Origin of the sequence: Synechococcus sp. Nb3U1, from assembly GCF_021533835.1 — a bacterium.
Lineage (GTDB): Bacteria > Cyanobacteriota > Cyanobacteriia > Thermostichales > Thermostichaceae > Thermostichus.
This window is the reverse complement of sequence record NZ_JAKFYQ010000001.1, coordinates 1,791,667-1,812,432: the sequence shown is the minus strand read 5'-3', so window position 1 is coordinate 1,812,432 and position 20,766 is coordinate 1,791,667. Positions and strand designations below refer to the sequence as shown.

Genomic DNA, 20,766 nt, shown 5'->3' with positions numbered 1-20,766 from the left:
AGGTGGAGATCCATGTTTGCTCTGTTGCCTTTTCGGAAATTCCGAGATACCCCTAGCGTTCGCTTTTTCGATATCACAGTTTCTCGGTCGAATGCTCGCGATTTGGTTTGTCATGAGGGGCCAGCTATCAGCCCACCCAACAATCCTCAAGGCTACTGGCAATTTTATTTGCACCCGCACCAAGAGGACAATTTGCTGGCTTTGTCGGGGGGGCGGACGTTTTATTTGGTGAATTTTAGCTGGCGGGATCCCTTTCATATTGTGCGCCTAGAAGCCAATCGAGCCATTTTGCGCATCCCCCCTGGAACCTTTCATCGTTCCGTCTCTGATCCTGAGGGATCCGTCGTTTTGAACCAGGCGGTGCGCGCCCAAAAAGCCACCCTGGAACGCGAGTTTCGCATCTACGACAGCAGCCGCATTCCCCGATTGCTACAGGTGACCTCTGCTCCTGCCCCTCTGCCGCGGATTTGTGCCTGAGCCATAGGAGCTGGTTGGGGAGCCTAGACACCTCTCTGGTCGGGAAGGGCATTTTTCTCTACCATGCGGGTGAGATCAGGGTTTGAGGTGGCTATGCAGGCAGTGATTTTGGCAGGGGGAAAAGGCACTCGCTTACGACCTTTTACCCTCTTGCAGCCCAAGCCCTTGATGCCCCTGCTGGAGGTGCCCTTCTTAGAATGGATGATTGGGCGCTGTCGGCGGGTGGGTCTGACGGATATTTTGCTTAGTGTGGGCTATTTGGGCAGGCAAATTGAAGCGGCCCTGGGAGATGGCGGTGCTTTGGGGGTGAAGATCCGCTACATTCCCGAAGAAACCCCTCTGGATACGGCGGGAGCCTTGGTGCTGGCCCAGCCCTACTTCAGCGGGGATCCTCTGGTGGTGTTCAATGCCGATATTCTGACGGATCTGGATTTGCAGGCGCTGATGCACTGCCATGTGCAGAGCAAAGCCGCCGCCACCCTCACCCTGACTCGCGTCGAGGATATCACTGCCTACGGATTGGTGGAAGTAGGGGAAGAGGGGCAGATCCAGTCCTTTCGTGAAAAACCCACGGCTGCCGAAGCTCTTGCCCTCACCACCGACACGATCAACGCCGGCACTTATGTCTTGGATCCGGCCATTTTTCAGCGCTACCCGAGTGGGGATCCCCTCAGTTTTGAACGCCGGGTTTTTCCGGACTTGCTCAGCCAAGGGCAGCGGATGCAAGCCTACCTGCACGAGGGTTACTGGCGAGATTTGGGCAACCCGGCCAGTTACTACCACGGCCAACTGGATATCCTCAGCGGGCGAATGACGGATTTTCCTCTGGAGAATGTACAGGAACAGAGCCCCGGCGTATGGATCCATAACACTGCCCACGTTGAACCGAGCGCGCAACTGGGATCCCCCTGCTACATTGGCGCCCATACCCGGCTGGGAGCCCAAGCCCGGATCCCGGCGGGCACCATCCTCGGCGGCCACAGTTGGGTGGATGGATCCCTGCAACCGGGAGTGTACGGACCAGGAGTCCTGGTGGTGTAGATTGAAAAAATGGAGTTACCGCAAACTGGGGAACGCTGGGATCCCTATCTTTCTTCCGTAGCTGCTCGCTATAACCGGGAGCTGGAGATCCAACTGGGCCAGCCTGGCTGGCAACTTCCCCCCGATTTGGAACAATTGCCCTTTTGGCAGGCCTGCCAGCGGGATCATCTGCAGGAGCGCCTCGGGATCCCGTATTTTAAGCTGTGCGCCCCCCAAAAACGGGAAGCCTGTCTGGATCTGGGCTGTGGGGTGGGTTTTCTCACCTATCCCTGGAACGACTGGCAAGCCAACTTTTATGGCCATGACCTAAGCGGCGGGATCGTGCGCTTCATCCGCTCGCGGGCACCCCAACTGAACTCGAAGCTGTTCAAATCGATGCAGCAGGGATCCGCCCATCACCTGGAAACCTACGAGCCGGAACAGTTTGATTTGGCCATTGCCACTGGTTTTTTGTACTACTACCCGCTCGATTACTTTGAGCTGGTTTGGGCAGAGCTGATGCGGGTGCTGCGACCGTCTGCGCCTATCCTCATCGAGGTGGTCAACCCGGAATCGGTGTGGGCGGAACAGTGGGGGTTGATCGAGCTGTTCAAGGGCACAGAACCCATTTTTACCTCTTTATCGGAGTGGGAGCGGCGCATCGCTGAGCTGGGGGGCAAAATTCAGAAACAGGCTCATGGGGAGCTGTTTACCACCTATTGGATCCAACGCAAGCGGTAGGACTCTGAGGATTTCATGGATCCCATCGGGGAGATGCGCCAAAGATCCCTCTCCACAACTGGCAGAAATGTGGCAGAAATGCCGACCATTCGGGATAATGAATTTATTAAGAAGTGTAATCCTTGGCAGGGGATCCACTGCCGCCCATGCACGCCTCCTCTTCCACCCTCCTGCTGGTCGATGGCTACAACGTTATTGGAGCATGGCCGTCCCTGAACCAGTTGGCGCGCCGGTCTCTGATGGAGTTGGCGCGTCTGCGCTTGGTAGAGTCTCTGGCCAGCTATGTGGCTTTTCGGGGTTACCAGGCAACCGTGGTGTACGATTCTTACGCCCAGCCTACCCCAGCCCAGCAGGAGCGCTCCCCTTCCGGCATTGGGATCCTGTATACCCCCTATGGTGAAACCGCCGATACGTGCATCGAACGACTTTGTGCCCAACTGCAGTGGGATGAGTGCCGGGTGCGGGTGGCTACCTCGGATCGGGTACAGCAGTTGGTGATCGGCGGCTACGACGCTGAATGGGTTTCGGCAGAGCAATTGTGGGAGGAAGTACAGCAGGCCCAGCAACAGATCCGGCGCATTAAGCCCAAACGCTCACCAAGCAAACGGGGCATTGATTCTTACTTGGATGCGGAAACCCTGGCCCGGCTGAATCGCTGGCGACTGTCTGGTCAGGATCCCACCGATTGAGCATCACAAGAAATTCAAAGTCGTGACGTGATAGCTGCCATCCGCTTGTACCCAAGCGATCTCCGGGATCCGGCATTGGCGGGCATAGGCTTCCACCTCTTCTGGAGAGCGATCCAGCAATTCCATTTCCACGGGCTCAGACTGTCTCCACTGGGCCGCTAAAGCCAACGCCTGCGGGATCCCTGCGGGTACCAAAGGAACCACCAACCGTCGGCAACCGGTCTCCCCCAGTTGATGGGTCGGGGGCAAGAGCCGGAGCAGGGTATCGGGTAGCAGCGTAAAGCCAATCCCAGCCTGTTCCGTTTGATGAGGGCTGTAGAGAGCGTGCAGCCGATTGTAGCGGCCTCCCAAGCCAACTACTTCGCCACCCACCACCGCCTGAAAAACAATGCCCGTATAGTAGGCCAGGGTTTGAACCAAGCTCAGATCCAGCACCACTTGCACCTGTTGCTCCTGCAAGACCTGGCAAAGCTGTTGCAAATCCCGCAACCGTTCAGCTGGCACGGGCAACTGCGCCAACTGTGGCAAAACGCGGCTGGGTTGGCCCCGTAGCGCTAGGATCTGGGATCCAATCTGCCGGGCTGCTTCCGGTAGAGGTGCTGATTCCAGATAGACATAATCCAATTGGGCAATCGCTCGTCGAACCGCCGCTTGGGCGGTAGGGGCAATAGGGCTGAGCAAACTTTCGGTGAGACTCACATCCCCCAATAGCAATGTCCAATCAGGGATCCCGTTGGCACCCGTGGTACCTTGGCCCAGGCAACGAATACAATCAGCCAGCAGCGTCAGAATCTCGGCATCCGCTAGCCAACCCCCGGCCCCGATCAGCTCCACCCCCGACTGGAAAAATTCCTGTCCACTGGTGGATCCCTCCTCCCGCGGGCTGTTGCGAAAAACACTGCCATGGTAGTAGAGCCGCAAAGGCAAGGGCCCAGAAGAGAGACGAGTCGCCGCTGCCCGCACGATCGAGGCCGTCAGTTCTGGGCGCAACCCCAGCATCGTCCCTTCGCTATCCCGCAGTTGCAGTACGGACTCTGCCTGGATGGATCCCCCGGCCAGCAGGGTTTCTAGCCGCTCCAGCGTGGGGGTAATAATGCGCTGATAGCCGTAGCGTTGAAACACCTGGCTCAGTTGAGACTCCAACCGTTCCCGCCGCTGTACCTCGCGGGGCAGGAGATCCCGAGCTCCGGTGGGTGGCCGCAAACTGCTGGGGCTGGTGAGGGATCCCACAGCTAGACGGGAATCTGCATCGTACACGGTTAAGCTCTGGCACGGTTTCCTGCCGCATCATACCGGATGTTGGGTCGGTGAAGCTCCCTCAGGATCCCGGGGGAAATCAGGCCAATCCCACATCGAGTCTGTGGAGCGCACCCGGTGCATGCCTGCTGCCGCAAACCTGGCAAAGGCGGCTTCCGCCTGCTCACTAAAATCCACCACCCCTGGGATCACCACCGCCGAGGTGCAATCTTCCAAAAGATAGATCTTCCGGGCCAGTTTCGGATCCTGGGCCTGAATTTCCTGCAGGAGGTCGCTCACCGTCCAGGCCAGACAATGACTTTTGGCTTGGCCCGCCACAATCAAGGCATCAAACCCCAGCAAATAGCGAATCAATGGATTGTTTTTTTCGTCGATCGGATCCCCGGTTGGCCCAGTCAAGACTTCAGGACTGAGCACCGAATAGTTTTCAGTGAGGGGGTTGGCCCCTTTCAGTTCCAGACTGGCCTGGCTGAAGCGGGCGATGCTGTGGAAGAAAATGGCCTCCTCCACCGCCGGCACCAAGGCATGGCCAATGCCCCCCAACATGGAGTGGTAGGGCCAGACGATCAGGGGATATTTCCCGCCCTGCTCCAGTTGCTCAGCATAGTGGAGAACATGGGCTTGTAATGTGGGCAGATCCCCCTGGACTAGGCTAGCAGCCACGGCGGGGTTGACCTGCCAGCGACCGGAGCGAATATCGGCCACAGAGATCGAGGTCGCCGGCTCCGGATGGGATCCCTGCGCATCCATCCAAAAGATCGGGTGGAAGATCTGCATGGCCGTATGGGTGTCGAGGGTGGGAATGATCTGGGTGATCTGGGCCAGGTTCCGGTAAATGAACTGGCACAGGCGCTGATTATCCTCTACCGCCCCCAATCCGGAGCCGCCGGCGACAAACAATTCAAACCCCGGAATGCAAAAGGTATTCTGCACATCGATCAGCAGCAAGCCCACCCGTACCCGATCCGCAGCCGCTGCAGGGATCCCGTGCTGTTTGGCCCAGATCTCGGCTTCTGCAGCCCGTTGTGAGTAGGGCACACGCCACACTTCTCCCACCCGCTCAACCTGAAAGTGGGGGGGTAAGGGCAGGATCCCAGTAGAAGGGGCATCGGCGGTTAACCCCTGTAGAGTGGTGATCATGGTGTTTGTTCGCAGTGGTGTCTGTTGGGTGAAAGGTTGGAGTGCAAGTATTTATGGTTGTTTTCACTATAAATGAGAGGATTGGAGTTGTCCAGTCAATGGGGGTCACCTCCGAAAGAGATTCAAGTAGAAAAGGTTAAAGCCTTTCCGCGCAAGGATTGAGCTGAGGTAGGGATCCCCTGACAGCTACGCTTTATTATGGTAGGTTTTACTAAAATAAATCGCCTTCTCCCCTGAGGTTGCTTCATGTTGGCCCCTAATTTTTCGTCGCTGCAGCCCCAAGACTATGGCCTGCTGACGGACTTCTACCAGTTCACGATGGCTGCCTGCTATGTGGGAGAGGGTCTGGAGGCCCAACCTGCTGCCTTTGAGCTGTTTGTGCGTCGGCTGCCCCCCGACTATGGCTATTTGATCGCCATGGGCCTCACCCAAGCGGTGGAATACCTGCAGCAACTGCACTTCACGCCGGAATCTTTGCAGGCGTTGCGGGACACGGGCATTTTTGTCGACGCGCCGCAACGGTTTTGGGGCCTCTTGGAAAATTGCCGTTTTCAGGGGGATGTCTGGGCGGTGCCGGAGGGATCCGCAATCTTTGCCAACCAGCCCCTGGTGCGCATCGAAGCGCCTTTGTGGCAAGCCCAACTGGTGGAGACCTATCTGTTGTCTACTTTTAATTACCAAACCCTGATCGCCACTAAAGCGGCACGTATGCGGGATGCGGCAGGAGATGAGTCAATCTTGCTGGAGTTTGGGACGCGGCGAGCCTTTGGCCCTCAGGCGGGGTTGTGGGCAGCCCGGGCCGCTCTAGCGGCGGGGTTCAACGCCACCTCCAACGTGTTGGCGGCCCTGAAATTGGGGCGGAAACCGGCGGGGACAATGGCCCATTCTCTGGTGATGGCGATTGCAGCACTTTCGGGAGATGAGACCAGCGCGTTTCGTTCCTTCCAGCGCTATTTTCCCCAGTCGGCCCTTTTGATCGATACCTACGATCCGATTCAAGGGGCGCGTACGGCAGCCCGCCTGTTTGCAGCAGAGAACCCCGAACAACTGGACTCACGGGGGGAATTTGGCGGAGTGCGCATCGACTCGGGAGATTTGGAGGATCTCTCTCGCCAGGTGAAGCAAATTTTGCCCCAGGGATCCCCGGTTTTTGTGAGCGGCGATCTGGATGAATACGAGATCGAACGGCTGCATCGCTCTCAGGCCCCGATCAACGGCTACGGGGTCGGCACCCGCCTAGTCAGTGGGGAAGGGGTGAATGGGGTCTACAAGTTGGTGGAAATTAACGGGATCCCGGTGGCCAAAGCCTCCTTTGCCAAGGCCACCCTTCCAGGGCGCAAGCAGATCTTCCGCGGCCCCAGCTCCGATTGGCTCGGTCAAGCGGAGGAAACCCCGCCCCTTGGCTTTGAGCCCCTATTGCGCAAAATCATGGCCTCAGGCGTGCTCCTGGATCCCTTACCGGATCTGGAGACTATCGCCCACACCAGCCGAGCCTCGGTGATCCGGCTTCCAGACAGGGTCAGACAATTGCGTCAGCCGGATCCCTGGCCGATGACCCTGACCGAGGCTTTACAACAGGTGAAAGATCAAACCTTACGGCAGGAGTATTCTGTTGCTGACGTTACTGCCGGGGTGAATCCTGTTATCAGCTCTTGAATGGGGCTGAACTATAATGTTTGAGCTTTGCTACCCAACTTTAGTCTTTGACCCCTAACTTTATGCCCCAACGTGCCTTGATTAGCGGCATCACCGGACAGGATGGCTCTTACCTGGCCGAATTGTTGATGGAAAAAGGCTACGAGGTTCACGGCATCATCCGCCGCGCTAGCACCTTCAACACCGACCGCATCGATCACATCTACATCGATTCCCACGACCCGCGAGCTAAGCTCTTTCTGCACTACGGGGATCTCACCGATGGCACCACCCTGCGCAAGATCCTGGAACAGGTACAGCCCACCGAGGTTTACAACCTGGGGGCACAATCCCATGTGCGGGTGAGCTTTGATGCGCCGGAATACACGGTTGATTCGGTGGGCATGGGCACGCTGCGCCTGCTAGAAGCCATTCGGGACTATCAGCAACGGACAGGGATCCGGGTGAAATTCTACCAGGCGGGATCCTCGGAAATGTTTGGGTTGGTGCAAGAGGTACCCCAAAAAGAAACCACTCCCTTTTATCCCCGCAGCCCCTATGCCTGCGCCAAGGTGTACAGCTATTGGCAAACTGTGAACTACCGTGAAGCCTACAACCTCTTTGCTTGCAATGGCATCCTTTTCAACCACGAAAGCCCACGGCGAGGAGAAACCTTCGTTACCCGCAAGATCACCCGTGCTGTCAGCCGTATCGTAGCTGGCAAACAGAGCAAGCTCTACCTGGGCAACCTGAATGCCAAACGAGATTGGGGCTACGCCAAAGATTACGTGGAAGGTATGTGGAGGATGTTGCAACAGCCGGAGGCGGATGATTTTGTCTTGGCGACGGGGGAAACCCACACTGTACGAGAGTTTGTGGAACGGGCTTTCAGGCTCGTGGGATTGCCCATCACTTGGAAGGGATCTGCTGAAACGGAACAAGGGCTGTTCAAAGATCGGGTGCTCATCGAAATCGACTCCCGCTACTACCGACCAACGGAGGTGGATCTGCTTTTGGGGGATCCCTCTAAGGCCAAACAAGTCTTGGGATGGGAGCCGAAGGTGAGTTTCCCGGAATTGGTGGAGCTGATGGTTTTGGCGGATCTAGAGGCAATGGGGCTGGATCCCGACCCCATCCTCGGGGAACGGCGTACTCTAAACGGCTTGCTCAGCGAAGATCGCGCCTTTATCCGCACCCAACTTGGGGTTCACTACGACTGAACGACTGATGGCACGGGATCCCTGATTAAGCCTCAAAAACAGCTTTGCCCTGCTTGCACAAAGGAGGGGATAAGCGCTTAATATAGTAGATCGCCAATTCTTTTGGCATCTTGTATTCGTGCCCTCTTGCTGAGCACCCACTGCTGCTTTTGGAGAACCGCCCGCATGTCCCGCTACACAGGCCCCCGCTTAAAAATTGTGCGTCGTTTCGGGGGACTTGATCTGCCCGGTCTGACCCGCAAGCGCCCCAAAAACACCAACCCACCGGGGCCACACGGAGCTGATCGCAAAAAGAAATCGGAATACGCCATTCGTCTAGAAGAGAAGCAAAAGGTACGCTTCAACTACGGCGTGAGCGAGCGGCAGATGATCCGGTACATGCGCAAGGCCCGACGCTCCAAAGGGTCAACAGGGCTAGCGCTGTTGCAAATGCTGGAAATGCGCCTGGATTGCATCGTGTTTCGCCTCGGGATGGCCCCAACCATTGCGGCAGCGCGGCAGGTGGTGAACCACGGCCACATCGAGGTGAACGGTCGCAAGGTGACGATCCCCAGCTACGGATGCAAAGTGGGGGATGTGCTGACGGTGAAGAATAAGGAAGCCTCTCGCAAGCTGGTAGCTGCCTACGCCGAGTATCCCGGTTTGTTCTTGCCCGATTACCTGGAATTTGACAAAGAGAAGTTACGCGGTCGCATTAAAGAGTTGCCGCCCCGCGAGCAAATTTCTGCCCCTGTGAATGAACTCTTGGTGGTGGAGTTTTACTCCCGCAAACTGTAGGGATCCGTGTGCTGGAGTACATTACTCTACCGGACTTGCCCCCCGTCGCTCCCTATTCTCATGCGGTGAGAGCGGGGGATTTCCTCTTCGTGACGGGTCAGCTTTCTGAAGATCCAGAGACGGGGGCAGTGGTGCTAGGGCCAATTGCTGAGCAGACCCGCCAGGTGATGGAAAATCTGCGGCGGGTTCTAACCTATGTGGGCACAGGATTTGATCAGGTGGTGATGGCGCGTATTTTCCTGACTGACTTTCGCGACTACGAGGTGGTGAATTCCATTTACGCCTCTTACTTTCAGCCCGGTCGTCTGCCGGGGCGAACGACCGTTGGAGTCCTGGGCTTAGCTGGGCAAGGAAACGTGGAGATCGATCTGATTGTTTATTGTGGGGATTGATCCAGAAGCTGCGGGGCCAAATCGCAACCCATGGAAATTTTGGGGTAATGTTTTCGTTTGAGAATCCACCGGATGAACATCCCCCCTCTGAACACAGCAACGATTCATGCCATTCTCAGTGGCGAGCTGCCTGACAACACTGTGAATGCCTTAGTGTTGCAATCCCTTGGCTTTCGATACGACGAAACCTGCCAAACCTGGGATCCCTCAGGAGCCGATCCCGCCTGGCAAGGGGAAGCAGGGATCCCGCATGTGATCGAGAACCGTTCCGACAGCGTCAAACTGACCCGCTCCATCGCCTCAGAAAACAAGCAGCTGCTCAAGGAAGTGTTGGGCTTTCAGGGCTACAAAATAACGAATTAACCCCACAAAAAACTCGCCGCGCCACGGCTGCAAACTGGCTTTTGGGGGTGTTGTTAGCTCAAGATTACAAGGCACAGTCCTGACCTAAGCCGGCTTCCGGCCATGGGGAGTTGTCAACTAGGCATGAAAAGGGACTGCCAACAGGGGTAGCAGCGCCAACCCCAACCAGGCCCATCCCTGCATCGGGAAGCTGGGTAACGGCTCTTCTGGAGTCTCCTGCAACAGGACATTGATGCGTTCCTGTAGCCGTTGTCCGAGGTCGGGTTGCATTTCCAGGGCAAAACCGACCCACGCGGCGGTCGAGGGTTCGACTACGCCATAGCCCACCACCTGCAGCAGCGCTTCCCCCAACACCAAGGGATCCACCCGTTGAGCCGCCCAGCGATCCGCCCGCAACTCCCGCAGGGTCAGCAATTCCTGCCAGAGGGCCTCTGTGTTGGGCAGCCAACAGGTGAGCCGCCGCAGCCAGCCCAACCCGAACATCCAAAGGGTATCGCGGTAATAACGATGAGCTTCTTCATGAGCTAGCACCGCCTGCAGGTGTTCCCTATCCAAGTGCTGCAATAGGCCACGACTGACCACCAGTCGAGAGTGCCATACCCCCACCTGAGCGGCAAAAGGAGCCTCCAGATCCAATACATAGGCTCTGGAGGCTGTGGATCCCTCGGATCCCTGTAAGTCTAGTTCGGTTAGGGCTTGTAAGCGGGTTCGCCGACAGGAACGCTCGTACTCCCAAACCCAATGTAGAGCTACGCCCGCCACCAACACCAGCAACACCAGAGCACAGCCATAGCAAAACCAGCCGCCCCTACCAGCCATTTGCCCCCACGGCCCCATCCATGCCAAGGCCAGAGCGGTCGTTACCAGAAACGAAGGGGGCAGCACAAAATGGATCCAAGCCCACTGCCAACGCTGTGACCAAGTGCCTTGGGCATCGATGCGCACCGATGCCCGCCACAGCCAACTGAGGCCCAATCCCAACAGCAACATACCCAAATGGATCATCAGGGCTCCCTCCTGGCTCGACGGGCTGCCCGCAACCGTTCGGCAATCGCCTGCAACTGAGATACACTGGCTTGATCCAAGCTATCGGCAAAAGCGGCCACCGTATCGGGATCCCCGACCGCCAAAAACTGTTGCAACTGGGTAAAGGCCCGCAAACTAGTGGCTTCCTGTCGCGACAGACGAGGCCGCCATACCATCGGCAAATTGCGCCCATCCCCGTCAACACGACGCTCGCAACTGACCCAACCTTTCTGGCTGAGGCGCTGCAAAACCGTGGTCACGGAGGCATAGGCCAGCTCTCGATCCGGATCTACCAAGATCTGCTCGTGGATCTGACGGGTGCTGGCGCTGCCCAGCTCCCACAAAATGTCGAGTATTTCCGATTCTAGGGGGCCTAGTGAAAGCTGTTTGGGTCGATGCTTCGGCAACATGCATCTTTGCCAAAAGGGATCCCTCCTAGAATAACCCGTCAACCCTTGGAACTCCTGAGGCGAGAGGGATAAGTTAAGCTCAAGAATGGCGATTCCCACCTCCTCCCTGCATGTCTGCTCCTACTTACCACACGATTACCTTCGGCTGTCAGATGAACCGAGCTGATAGCGAACGGATGGCCGGGATCCTGGAATCTTTGGGTTATGTGGCCACTGACGATGAGCTGCAAGCGGACTTGGTTCTCTACAACACCTGCACCATTCGGGATAACGCCGAACAGAAGGTGTACTCCTACCTGGGCATTCAAGCGCAGCGCAAACGGCAGAATCCGGCCCTGAAGCTGATTGTAGCGGGTTGTGTCGCTCAGCAGGAAGGGGAAAAACTGCTGCGGCGCGTACCGGAACTGGATTTGGTGATGGGGCCGCAATACGTGAATCGGCTGGGGGATCTGCTGGCCCAGGTGGAAGCCGGACAACAGGTGGTGGCCACCGATCCGATCGAGATCCCGGAAGACATTACCAAGCCCCGTCGGGATAGTCAGGTGACCGCCTGGGTGAATGTGATCTACGGCTGCAACGAGCGCTGTACCTACTGCATTGTGCCCAGTGTGCGGGGTCTGGAGCAATCCCGCCACCCCCAGGCGATCCGCGCTGAGATCGAAGAGATCGCCAAAGCGGGCTACCGTGAGGTGACCTTGTTGGGGCAAAACATCGATGCCTATGGGCGTGACCTGGATCCCAAGATCAACCTGGCCAGTTTGTTGCGCTTCATCCATCCGGTTGAGGGCATTGAACGGATCCGCTTTGCCACCAGCCACCCCCGCTACTTTACCGAGGATCTGATCGCCACCTGTGCTGAGTTGCCCAAGGTGTGTGAACACTTCCACATTCCTTTCCAAGCAGGCAACAATGAAGTCCTGAAACGGATGCGGCGCGGCTATACCCACGAGCGTTACCGCCAGATCATCGACTTGATCCGCCAATACATGCCGGAAGCAGCAATCAGCGCCGATGCCATTGTCGGTTTTCCTGGGGAGACGGAAGCTCAATTTCAAGAAACGCTGCAACTGGTACAAGAGATCGGCTTTGACCTGCTGAATACGGCTGCTTATTCTCCCCGTCCCGGCACGCCTGCCGCCGATTGGCCTGACCAAGTTTCAGAAGCAGAAAAAAGCGATCGTCTACAACGGTTGAACCGCCTGGTTACAGAGGTGGCGGCTGTCCGCAACGCCCGCTTTTTGGGCCAAGTGCAAGAGGTGTTGGTGGAGGGGCCAAACCCCAAGCAGCCCGGCCAAGTGATGGGACGAACCCGTGGCAATCGGTTGGTATTCTTCGAGGGGGATCCCACACAACTGAAGGGATCCCTGGTGCCGGTGCAGATTATTGCTACCCGCGCTTTTTCTCTAACAGGGAAAGCATGGCTCCCAGTGCCTTCTGTTTAGCGGATTACTTGGCGCATATAGTTTCCCCAGGTTTGCGCAGCAATGCTGCTGCTCCCGCGGGTTGGGCTAGAGTCGTCATTGCCTAGCCAAATGCCGGTCACCAACGTGGGATTGGGAGTGTAGCCGACAAAGAGCAGATCTTTATTGGCAGTGGTGGTGCCAGTTTTGCCCGCTTCCCCGATGCCGAGCCGAGCCGCGGTGCCGGTGCCGGAGCTGATGACAGCTTGCAAGAGTGCGGTCATCTGTTGCGCCACTTGAGGCTGTAATGCTTCGGGATTCTGACGGCGGGGATCCTCTCGGCCCGGATAAATCTCGCGGCAGGTGCGAAAATCGCTGCGGCTGACACAATCGCTGCTATCCAGAATGCGCCGAATCGTGTGGGGTTTCGACCAAACCCCTTGGTTGGCAAAAGGGGCAAAGGCTGCCGTCAACTCCAGCAGGTTCACCTCCATCGTGCCGATTACCATCGAGGGATAGGCTTGCAGTGGCGATTGGATCCCCAGTTGACGGGCTATACTGACCACTCGGTCTAGCCCCACTTGTTGTGCCAAGCGCAGAGAAATCACATTTTCTGAGAGGATCAGCCCGCGTGCTAAATCCATTGGAGCGGATCCGGAGCGGCAGCCGTTGAAGGTGAGGTTGCCCCAGGTGAGGGGCTCACAGGAGAGCACCAGTGATGGGGAAATGCCTTGAGTGAGGGCAGCAGCATAGGTAAACACCTTAAAGGTGGATCCCGGTTGTCGTTGGGCTTGGGTCGCCCGGTTAAATTGGCTGCTGCTGTAGTCAATCCCTCCCACTAGGGCCAGCACTTCTCCATTGCGGCTGTCGAGGCTGACCAGGGATCCCTGGCGAAACCCAAATGTCGATCCTGACTCGCGTACCGTTTGCGCCAGGGCTTGCTCGGCAATACGCTGGTAGGGCAAATGCACTGTGGTCTCGATGATGAAATTGCCCTCCGCCGAGAGATCTTGGCCGAGAAGCTGCTGCATTTCCTCGAAAACAGCGCTGTAAAAATAGGGGGCGACGGTGGAAGTTTCCGAGCGCAAATTGGGGTTGAGGGTGAGGCGACTGCGACGGGCACGCCGAATTTCTTCTTCTGGGAAGGTTTGCAGCTCACTCAGGCGATCCAACACCCGATCCCGACCCCGCACCGCTGCATCGTAATTGGTGACGGGGTTAAAGGCGTTGGGGGCCGGCAAAATGGCGGCCAAGGTGGCGGCTTCTGAGAGGCTGAGCTGGCTACTCGGGATCCCGAAATAAAACTGGGCGGCGGTTTCAAAGCCGTAGATGCCATTGCCCAGATAGACATTGTTCAAGTACAGGGTGAGGATCTGCTTTTTGTTGTAGCGCTTTTCCAGCTTCAGGGCCGCCACCGCCTCCCGCAGTTTGCGCCCAAACGTGTTGCCGGCTCCCGTGTAGTCTCGTAGGATCGTCCGGGCCAGTTGTTGGCTGATGGAGCTGCCCCCCTGTTGCAATTCTCCTGAGCGCAGGTTCACCCAAAAGGCCCGCCCAATGCCCAGCAGATCCACCCCGAAGTGAGAATAAAACCGATGGTCTTCTGCCGCCACCACCACCCTGGGCAAAATCGGGCCAAAGGCTTCCAGATTCTCCAAATCCCGGTAGTGATCTGCTTGGGTGCGGCGCAACTGGGTTTGTTGATCGCCCGCCAATACTACTAGGGGGCTGCGTTCTGCCGAGAGGGGCGGCTCTACCGAGAACTTGCTCCACTCATGGCCAATCCAGATCCACAACCCAAAACCCGATGCCAGCAACAACGCCAGACAACTGCGCACCCAATACACCTGCGGCGGTGGCGGATCCAGCACCTGAATCAACACGCTCTCAGGATCCTGGGGTGGCCCAAAGCTGAGCTGGCAGCGATGCTGCAAAATCACCCGGCGCACCCGCTCTGCTCTGCCCAATCGCTTCAGACGAAAAACCCCATTGGTGGAGTCTTGATCTTCTAGTTGGTAGCGCCCAGCATTCCAACCCAGCCAGTAGAATATCGGCGGCAACGGGATGCGCCAACCCAATTGAGGAATGCGCCAATCAGGACGAGGGCGAATACGGGCGTGCAGGTGGCTAACCGAGGCTGCCGGAATGCGAATGGTGGAGACCGTCTGGCTGCGACCGAGAATGTCGGATCCCTTCAAGACGAACACCTGTGGTTTTTCTCCCGGACACGTAATGCGAAGATGTACTGGACGTTTGGGTGCTGCTGGTTCGGCAGGTTTCAGCAAAGCGGTGGCTCCAGCAGGGGAAGGGCGCCAGATCGACAGGGTTTTGAAGAAGCGGGTGACGGTGCCCAGCAGGGGCTTTTTGTCATCTGAAGCAGACATGGCCTAGTCCCCCCGCAAATCGCGTGCGCGGCGCAGCTGATCCCGCAGGGTTTGGCCAGGGCGAGCGTTGCCCCCGGGGTTGGGGCTTTGGGGTGGGCGGGGTTGTTGGAGGGCGGGTGTTGGAGTAGCAGGGATAGGGGTGGCAGGTGAAGCGCTGCTGTGCAGCTCGGGATCCCAGAGGGCCATATAGACACGACCTTGGGCGTTGCGTTCGATCAGGCCAGCTAGGGGGCCAACGCGAAATTGTACCCGCTCGGAGCGTCGTTCTCGCACCGCTTGCAATGCTTGCTGCAGTTCGGGAGGCAAGGGGGCTTGCAACATATCCTCCAGTAACCCCTCCGCCTGCGGAGTGGGCAGGCTGTCATCGACGCTGGCTTCTGTTTGTCGCAGCACCAGGCTGGATTCATCGTAGATCAAGCCCAAATCCACGCTACCCAAGCGATACAGGTCATACACGGTGTTGGGCCAATAGCCGCGCCCATTCTCACTCGGGGATCCCAAACTAGAGCGCACGGTCTCCCGCAAGGTATCGAGGGGAAAGGTGCGAAAGATCTGTCCGAGGGATCCAGATGAGCTGTTGTAGGGTTCCAGTTCCGGCGAGGGATCCCGTTCAATATCTTCGATATCCAAGACAAGGGGGCTGTCGCTTGTGTCAGGTCGCTCAGGCGAAGCATCAGAGGAGTCAGACTCGCCGGGTAACTCCTCCACCGTCGGGTTAGATCCTGAGAAGATGGGAGCCAAGGGGCGCTGTTGGGAAGGACTGAATCGACCACCCAGAAAACTCAAGATCCAGCTCATCAGAACCAAACCCAGCAGCCCACCCACCAACAGAGGGATCACCCGCAGCCAAAGCAGGGATCCCCTACCCTCAACGGCAGCAGAACGGGCCAAGGGGCTCAGTCGCAGCGTACCCGCTGTGGTTAATAAAGGTTCTACCGAAGGCTGGATCGGGCCAGTGGCGGGGAAAAGAGTTTGGGAGGCCTTAACCCCCGCAGCATTCCCAGCCACCGGAGCAACCCCCAGCCCTTCAGCTCTGGCTTGAATGTGCTCCAGTTCCGCTAATACATTGGTGACCGATTGCGGACGGGTAGCCGGATCTTTAGCCAGACAGCTGAGGATCAACTCCGACAGACCGGCGGGCAAGTCCAGGTTCACCCCCAGATCTTCTAGGGGAATGGGACGGCGCTTGTGGTGGGCTTGGTACCAGCCGGGGAAAGAATCGGTAGTGGGTTTGAGGGGCATTTCCCCGGATACCATCTGGTAGAGCATGATCCCGAAGCTATAAATATCGGAACGGGCATCCAAAGGGGATCCCTCCAGTTGCTCCGGCGAGGAGTAGGCCAAGGTGCCCAAATAAGCATGGGTCAGGCTCAGGGAGCTGCCGGTGTTCAGGAGCTTGGCAATGCCGAAATCCACCAGCTTGGCCAGTTCCCCAAGGCTATCGTTGGCCACCACAATTACATTGGCCGGTTTCAAGTCGCGGTGAATCACCTGCACCAATTGCCCTTCCATTTGGATCCCTTCGTGGGCGGCCTTCAGCCCCAAGCCAATCTGGCGAGCCAGCCGAAAGAAGCGCTCCAAGGGCAGGGCACCCGCCGCCAAAATCTCCTTCAGGGTTTGCCCGTTCAGATATTCCATCACATAAAAGGGCACCTCATCGGGGGTGATGCCGTAGTCGTTCACCTTGACGATGTGCAGGCTTTTTTGGCCCAAAGCGGCGCAGGATTTCGCTTCCCGTTCAAAGCGCAAGCGGGTGTGCTCGTCCATCACCGGGTGGGAGAGCAACTTGACCGCCACTTCAACCCCACCAAAGAGTAAATCTTGCGCCAAATACACCCGTCCCATGCCCCCCTGACCCAGCAGATTGGTCAGCCGATAACGCTGAGCCAAGAGGCGATCCAGAAAGGGATCCGACGAGGTAAACATAGGGGATCGCGGCGGTACGGAGAACAAAAGATAAGGATCCCGAGCGGATCCAGCCAGAGTACACTACCTCTAACATAAGCACTGGAGCCGTAATAGGCCATGCTCATGCGCGTCAATCCGGCTGCCCTTGATGTCTCTGCCTGTTGTCTATCACCCCGACTACACGACAGCCCTGCCGGAGGGGCATCGGTTTCCCATGCAAAAGTTTCGCCTGCTACAGGAGCTACTGCTGCGGGAACGGGTAATTCGCCCCGAGCAACTGCATCAACCGGAGCTGCCTCCCACTACCTGGATCGAAGCCGTCCACACCCCTGAGTACGTCAGCGCCTACTGTGAGGGATCCCTAGAACCCAAAGTCCAACGGCGCATTGGCTTACCCTGGAGTCCAGAATTGGTACGGCGCACCTGCCGGGCCGTCGGGGGCACGGTGCTGACGGCACAGCTTGCTTTGCGCTACGGGCTCGCTTGCAACACCGCCGGAGGCACTCACCATGCTTTTCCCAGCTATGGCTCTGGGTTTTGCATTTTTAATGATCTAGCGATTGCCGCCCAAGTCTTGTTGGGGCAAGGGTTGGTAGAGCGGCTGTTAATTGTGGACTTGGATGTACACCAGGGAGATGGCACCGCCTGGATCTTTCGTTCCGATGCGCGGGTATCTACTTTTTCCATGCACTGTGAGGCCAATTTCCCTGGCACCAAGCAGGTAAGCGATTTGGATATATCCCTGCCGGTGGGCCTGGAGGATGAAGCCTATCTGCAAACGTTGGCGGCCCATCTACCGGATCTGTTGACCCAAGTGCGACCGGATCTGGTGCTTTACGATGCTGGCGTGGATCCCCATCGAGAAGATCTGCTGGGTAAGTTGGCCCTCAGCGATCAGGGGCTATTTCGGCGGGAAATGCAAGTACTGGATACCTGCCTGAAACAGGGCTACCCCGTGGCCTGCGTGATTGGGGGGGGGTATAGCAAAGAGCTGAGCAGCCTAGTTTATCGCCATTCTCTCCTGCACCGGGCCGCCAGTGAAGTGTATCGACAGTATCGCTTGTAAGCTGAGATCCTAAGATCCTAATCGTATTCGGCAATCACCACCGTGATGTTGTCCCGTCCGCCCCGTTCTTTGGCAGCTTCGATCAGCTGGCTGGGGAGCTCCTCTAGATTCGCCACCTTGAGACAATACTCGACGATCAAGTCGTCATCCAGCTCTTCTGTCAGACCATCGCTACAGAGCAACAGGCGATCCCCTGGACGAACGGTGATCGGCTGCACCGAGGGTGCCCCTGAATCGGGTCGGCCCAAGCAGCGCTCTAGAATATGTCGCCAAGGATGGGCCCGCGCCTGCTCGTGGGTCAGTTCCCCCTGCCGGATCGAGCGGGCCACCAGGGTGTGATCCTCGGTCATCTGCTGCATCTCGGATCCCCGCAGGCGATAGAGGCGGGAGTCCCCGATGTGAGCACTCCAACAGTTGTTGTTGGGATCCACCAAAATCACCACCACGGTGGTGCCCATATCCGCTCGTTCCGGATTTTCTCGCTGATCTTTGAGAATGGCGTCGTTGGCTGCTTCCACCGCTTCGCTCAGCAACCTGGGGGCCGGCACCGTTTTCCAGCCGCGATCCAACCGCTCGCGAATGGCCTCTACTGCCAACAGGCTAGCCGTAGCCCCGGCGGCATGTCCTCCCATGCCATCGGCGACGATAAAGAAACGTCCCTCAGGATCGCAATGATAGGCATCCTGGTTACTACTGCGAATCTTACCCGGATCCGTAGCACTGGCATGTCGTCGCATCACATCAATCGCTCTGACCGATTTAGTCTTAAGAGTACCCTGGTTAAAGCAAGAGCGGCGAGAGCGGCCAAAACCAAGGTGATAACCGTTAAAGTAGCATGTCCAGCCAAAAATAGCTGAGTTCCACTCAGGAAAAAAGTTGCAAATAAGACAGCGTAGATGGTTCCCATGCCTAAGCTGCTTAACTTGCGCATCAGGCGCTCTGCCTCGCTCGAGCGTACCCGTAGGCGCAGATCCCCCTGTTCCAACTTGCTCAGCGTCGATTCGATGCGGCGGGGCAAGCTGAGGCTGCTACTGGTAAACTCGGCGGCCTGACGGCTGACTTGGGCCAAAAGGGTTTCGGTTTCGGCTCCGTTCAAACTCATCAACTCCTCCATAAAGGGTTTGGCCACTTCCATAAAGTCAAACTCGGGATCCAACCCCTTGCCCAATCCCTCCAGCGTAGTCAGAGCCCGCATCACGAAGGTGAAGGTGGCCGGAAACCGAAACGGCTGATCGTAAACCAATTCGTAGAGATCTTCACTAATCGCCATCACAGAGATTTCTTCAGAGCTGCTGGAAAAGGGCTTATCCATGAAGTTGTCCAGCATATATTGCACCGAGCGGCGCACCGGAGCCATGTCGGCAGTCGGCACCAACACCCCCAGATCCACTAGGGATCCCACCACCAGTTCGGCATTCTTGGAAACCACACCCGCCAGCGTGCCCATCAGCTTTTCTTTGATGCCGGGGCGAATCCGGCCCATCATACCGAAGTCGTAGAAAATTAAGGTGCCATCCGGCTTGACGGCGATATTGCCGGGGTGAGGATCGGCGTGGAAAAAGCCATCCTTGAGTAACTGCCGCAGGTAAGATTCTGCCCCCAAACGGGCCAACACTTTGCGATCCAACCCCGCCGCACTCAAGGCCTCGTAATCGCTGATTTTGATCCCAGGCAAGTATTCCAGCGTTAGCAGACGATGGGACGTGTAGCGCCAATATACCCTCGGCACAGCAATTTGTGGCATATCCCGAAAGTTCCGGCGAAACGCATCGGCATTGCGGCCCTCATTCAGGTAGTCCACCTCTTCCCAGAGGGTGCGCCGACACTCTTCGTAGATACCAATCCAATCTCGTCCGGCTCCCCCCCAGCGGGTGCGATATTGAAAAAACTCGGCAATGCCTCGACAAATTTGCAAATCAATGGTGAACAGACGGGTCAGCCCCGGTCGCTGCACCTTCACCACTACCTCTTCGCCGGTTTTTAGCTTGGCACGGTGAACTTGTCCCAAACTGGCGGCAGCCAACGGAGTCGGGTCGAAGTAAGTGTAGATCTTGGCAATCGGTTTACCCAACTCCTGCTGCACGATGGCAGCCACCTGTTCGTAGCCAAAAGAAGGTACCCGATCCTGGAGCTTGGCTAGCTCCTCTACATATTCAGAAGGGAACAGATCGGCACGGGTGGAGAAAAACTGCCCCACCTTAATAAAGGTTGGGCCTAGGTTGAGCAAGGTTTCGCGGATCCAAATGGCTCTGGCCCGTCGGCGTTTGGCCTTACGCTCCGGTGTCGGTTGTCCGCCATAGCTCCAAGCCTGCTGATCTAGCCACAGATAGGCTAGCCAAGTGAGAACAAAGCGCCAGATGTCCAACATACGACCCTGGCGAGTGTAGTTTTCCCGCGCCCAACGGTAGGCCGTGTAGGACTTGACGGGGTTTGCTCCCAAAGATGACCGGGAGGCCAGGGTGCTAGCACTCAAGCGTTTTGACTCCGATATTTCTGCAATTCGGAGCGCAACTGTGCTACCTCGGCCCGCAAATCGTCTAAGGTCGCCTGTAGATCTTCTGTCTTGAAGGGGGGTGGGGTGATCTCACGGGCAGTCACCATAGCCTCTGTATCAGCTCGGGCTATGACATCCTCGGCAAACGTCTGCCAGCCCTCTTGCAGCTCGGCCCACACTTTGCCCACTTCTCCGGCAAGATCGGTGAGGGTGCTCTCCCAACGCTCCCGCAGAACCTCCGCCACAGCTTTGCCGACAAAAAAAGCCCGAACCACCGGATTACTCATGCGACCTAAAGCGTTAAGAAGCGTCACCAGGATTATAACGAATCTTGCCCGAGTGACCGGGATCCGGCAGCTATAAACCATAA

The 20,766-nt window shown here is 57.3% G+C and carries 20 protein-coding genes and 1 pseudogene; 12 read left to right on the top strand and 9 right to left on the bottom strand.

Annotation, left to right across the window (positions count from 1 at the left end; genetic code table 11):
- Nucleotides 1–12 precede the first annotated feature (12 nt).
- The 4 genes from L1047_RS08500 (at nt 13) to L1047_RS08485 (ending at nt 2,927) form a co-directional block, all read left to right on the top strand.
- Nucleotides 13–477, top strand: a complete 465-nt coding sequence (locus L1047_RS08500; protein ID WP_235278439.1) for a redox protein — start codon at nt 13–15, stop codon at nt 475–477.
- 63 nt (nt 478–540) lie between these two features.
- Nucleotides 541–1,518: a nucleotidyltransferase family protein gene (locus L1047_RS08495; protein WP_328286043.1), complete on the top strand. Its 978-nt coding sequence runs from the start codon at nt 541–543 to the stop codon at nt 1,516–1,518.
- Between the two features lie 9 nt (nt 1,519–1,527).
- Nucleotides 1,528–2,238 (top strand): class I SAM-dependent methyltransferase, encoded by a 711-nt coding sequence (locus tag L1047_RS08490; RefSeq protein WP_235278438.1) that lies wholly within the window; start codon nt 1,528–1,530, stop codon nt 2,236–2,238.
- Nucleotides 2,239–2,384: 146 nt separating this feature from the next.
- Complete coding sequence (locus L1047_RS08485; protein WP_235278437.1) at nt 2,385–2,927, top strand: NYN domain-containing protein; 543 nt, start codon at nt 2,385–2,387, stop codon at nt 2,925–2,927.
- A gap of 3 nt (nt 2,928–2,930) precedes the next feature.
- Here the strand turns inward: L1047_RS08485 and L1047_RS08480 are convergent, their stop codons facing one another.
- The gene (locus L1047_RS08480; protein WP_235278436.1) at nt 2,931–4,184 is read right to left on the bottom strand and encodes an ATP phosphoribosyltransferase regulatory subunit; all 1,254 of its coding nucleotides are present in this window, start codon (nt 4,182–4,184) and stop codon (nt 2,931–2,933) included.
- Nucleotides 4,185–4,214: 30 nt separating this feature from the next.
- The gene (locus L1047_RS08475; RefSeq protein WP_235278435.1) at nt 4,215–5,324 is read right to left on the bottom strand and encodes an isochorismatase; all 1,110 of its coding nucleotides are present in this window, start codon (nt 5,322–5,324) and stop codon (nt 4,215–4,217) included.
- A gap of 246 nt (nt 5,325–5,570) precedes the next feature.
- On the opposite strand from L1047_RS08475, the gene L1047_RS08470 reads away from it, so the two are divergent.
- The 6 genes and pseudogenes from L1047_RS08470 to L1047_RS16775 form a co-directional block, all read left to right on the top strand.
- Entirely contained in the window at nt 5,571–6,980 is a 1,410-nt protein-coding gene (locus tag L1047_RS08470) for a nicotinate phosphoribosyltransferase (protein WP_235278434.1), read from the top strand.
- A 62-nt stretch (nt 6,981–7,042) separates the two neighbouring features.
- Entirely contained in the window at nt 7,043–8,179 is a 1,137-nt protein-coding gene (gmd, locus tag L1047_RS08465; protein ID WP_235278433.1) for a GDP-mannose 4,6-dehydratase, read from the top strand.
- A 165-nt stretch (nt 8,180–8,344) separates the two neighbouring features.
- The gene (gene rpsD / locus L1047_RS08460) at nt 8,345–8,956 is read left to right on the top strand and encodes a 30S ribosomal protein S4 (protein WP_235278432.1); all 612 of its coding nucleotides are present in this window, start codon (nt 8,345–8,347) and stop codon (nt 8,954–8,956) included.
- An 8-nt stretch (nt 8,957–8,964) separates the two neighbouring features.
- On the top strand, nt 8,965–9,348 hold the full coding sequence (locus L1047_RS08455; RefSeq protein WP_235278431.1) for a RidA family protein: 384 nt from the start codon (nt 8,965–8,967) through the stop codon (nt 9,346–9,348).
- 72 nt (nt 9,349–9,420) lie between these two features.
- Nucleotides 9,421–9,711, top strand: a complete 291-nt coding sequence (locus L1047_RS16650) for a DUF1823 family protein (RefSeq protein WP_443081687.1) — start codon at nt 9,421–9,423, stop codon at nt 9,709–9,711.
- Nucleotides 9,712–9,728: 17 nt separating this feature from the next.
- A pseudogene (locus L1047_RS16775) lies at nt 9,729–9,794 on the top strand (hypothetical protein); the annotation flags it as partial.
- Nucleotides 9,795–9,828: 34 nt separating this feature from the next.
- Here L1047_RS16775 and L1047_RS08445 read toward each other — a convergent pair.
- Nucleotides 9,829–10,716 (bottom strand): M56 family metallopeptidase, encoded by an 888-nt coding sequence (locus L1047_RS08445; RefSeq protein ID WP_235278430.1) that lies wholly within the window; start codon nt 10,714–10,716, stop codon nt 9,829–9,831.
- Nucleotides 10,716–11,147, bottom strand: a complete 432-nt coding sequence (locus L1047_RS08440) for a BlaI/MecI/CopY family transcriptional regulator (protein ID WP_235278429.1) — start codon at nt 11,145–11,147, stop codon at nt 10,716–10,718. Before L1047_RS08440 ends, L1047_RS08445 begins: the two co-directional genes overlap by 1 nt.
- Before the next feature lie 110 nt (nt 11,148–11,257).
- On the opposite strand from L1047_RS08440, the gene miaB reads away from it, so the two are divergent.
- Nucleotides 11,258–12,589: a tRNA (N6-isopentenyl adenosine(37)-C2)-methylthiotransferase MiaB gene (miaB, locus tag L1047_RS08435; RefSeq protein ID WP_235278428.1), complete on the top strand. Its 1,332-nt coding sequence runs from the start codon at nt 11,258–11,260 to the stop codon at nt 12,587–12,589.
- Here miaB and L1047_RS08430 read toward each other — a convergent pair.
- Nucleotides 12,586–14,928, bottom strand: a complete 2,343-nt coding sequence (locus L1047_RS08430; protein ID WP_235278427.1) for a transglycosylase domain-containing protein — start codon at nt 14,926–14,928, stop codon at nt 12,586–12,588. The two genes, miaB and L1047_RS08430, sit on opposite strands and share 4 nt — an antisense overlap.
- A gap of 3 nt (nt 14,929–14,931) precedes the next feature.
- On the bottom strand, nt 14,932–16,854 hold the full coding sequence (locus L1047_RS08425) for a serine/threonine-protein kinase (protein WP_235278426.1): 1,923 nt from the start codon (nt 16,852–16,854) through the stop codon (nt 14,932–14,934).
- 130 nt (nt 16,855–16,984) lie between these two features.
- Here L1047_RS08425 and L1047_RS08420 point away from each other — a divergent pair, with 130 nt between their 5' ends.
- Nucleotides 16,985–17,902 (top strand): histone deacetylase family protein, encoded by a 918-nt coding sequence (locus L1047_RS08420; RefSeq protein ID WP_235278425.1) that lies wholly within the window; start codon nt 16,985–16,987, stop codon nt 17,900–17,902.
- Nucleotides 17,903–17,919: 17 nt separating this feature from the next.
- On the opposite strand, the gene L1047_RS08415 is transcribed toward L1047_RS08420, so the two are convergent.
- Genes L1047_RS08415 through L1047_RS08405 form a run of 3 tightly spaced genes read right to left on the bottom strand, consistent with a single transcriptional unit; the run spans nt 17,920 to nt 20,683 of the window.
- On the bottom strand, nt 17,920–18,639 hold the full coding sequence (locus L1047_RS08415) for a PP2C family protein-serine/threonine phosphatase (RefSeq protein ID WP_235278424.1): 720 nt from the start codon (nt 18,637–18,639) through the stop codon (nt 17,920–17,922).
- Entirely contained in the window at nt 18,639–20,375 is a 1,737-nt protein-coding gene (locus L1047_RS08410) for an ABC1 kinase family protein (protein ID WP_235278423.1), read from the bottom strand. The genes L1047_RS08415 and L1047_RS08410 overlap by 1 nt, the downstream gene beginning before the upstream one ends.
- Nucleotides 20,372–20,683 carry a DUF6825 family protein gene (locus L1047_RS08405; protein ID WP_235278422.1) on the bottom strand — a complete coding sequence of 104 codons (312 nt, stop codon included), beginning with the start codon at nt 20,681–20,683 and terminating at the stop codon, nt 20,372–20,374. Before L1047_RS08405 ends, L1047_RS08410 begins: the two co-directional genes overlap by 4 nt.
- Between the last annotated feature and the right edge of the window lie 83 nt (nt 20,684–20,766).

Excerpts from the sequence above, each read along its gene's own strand:
- L1047_RS08500 (WP_235278439.1), top strand. The coding sequence starts at position 13 with ATGTTTGCTCTGTTGCCTTTTCGGAAATTCCGAGATACCCCTAGCGTT.
- L1047_RS08495 (WP_328286043.1), top strand. The coding sequence starts at position 541 with ATGCGGGTGAGATCAGGGTTTGAGGTGGCTATGCAGGCAGTGATTTTG.
- L1047_RS08490 (WP_235278438.1), top strand. The coding sequence starts at position 1,528 with ATGGAGTTACCGCAAACTGGGGAACGCTGGGATCCCTATCTTTCTTCC.
- L1047_RS08485 (WP_235278437.1), top strand. The coding sequence starts at position 2,385 with ATGCACGCCTCCTCTTCCACCCTCCTGCTGGTCGATGGCTACAACGTT.
- L1047_RS08475 (WP_235278435.1), bottom strand. The coding sequence starts at position 5,324 with ATGATCACCACTCTACAGGGGTTAACCGCCGATGCCCCTTCTACTGGG.
- L1047_RS08470 (WP_235278434.1), top strand. The coding sequence starts at position 5,571 with ATGTTGGCCCCTAATTTTTCGTCGCTGCAGCCCCAAGACTATGGCCTG.
- gmd (WP_235278433.1), top strand. The coding sequence starts at position 7,043 with ATGCCCCAACGTGCCTTGATTAGCGGCATCACCGGACAGGATGGCTCT.
- rpsD (WP_235278432.1), top strand. The coding sequence starts at position 8,345 with ATGTCCCGCTACACAGGCCCCCGCTTAAAAATTGTGCGTCGTTTCGGG.
- L1047_RS16650 (WP_443081687.1), top strand. The coding sequence starts at position 9,421 with ATGAACATCCCCCCTCTGAACACAGCAACGATTCATGCCATTCTCAGT.
- L1047_RS08445 (WP_235278430.1), bottom strand. The coding sequence starts at position 10,716 with ATGATCCATTTGGGTATGTTGCTGTTGGGATTGGGCCTCAGTTGGCTG.
- L1047_RS08440 (WP_235278429.1), bottom strand. The coding sequence starts at position 11,147 with ATGTTGCCGAAGCATCGACCCAAACAGCTTTCACTAGGCCCCCTAGAA.
- miaB (WP_235278428.1), top strand. The coding sequence starts at position 11,258 with ATGTCTGCTCCTACTTACCACACGATTACCTTCGGCTGTCAGATGAAC.
- L1047_RS08430 (WP_235278427.1), bottom strand. The coding sequence starts at position 14,928 with ATGTCTGCTTCAGATGACAAAAAGCCCCTGCTGGGCACCGTCACCCGC.
- L1047_RS08425 (WP_235278426.1), bottom strand. The coding sequence starts at position 16,854 with ATGTTTACCTCGTCGGATCCCTTTCTGGATCGCCTCTTGGCTCAGCGT.
- L1047_RS08420 (WP_235278425.1), top strand. The coding sequence starts at position 16,985 with ATGTCTCTGCCTGTTGTCTATCACCCCGACTACACGACAGCCCTGCCG.
- L1047_RS08415 (WP_235278424.1), bottom strand. The coding sequence starts at position 18,639 with ATGCGACGACATGCCAGTGCTACGGATCCGGGTAAGATTCGCAGTAGT.
- L1047_RS08405 (WP_235278422.1), bottom strand. The coding sequence starts at position 20,683 with ATGAGTAATCCGGTGGTTCGGGCTTTTTTTGTCGGCAAAGCTGTGGCG.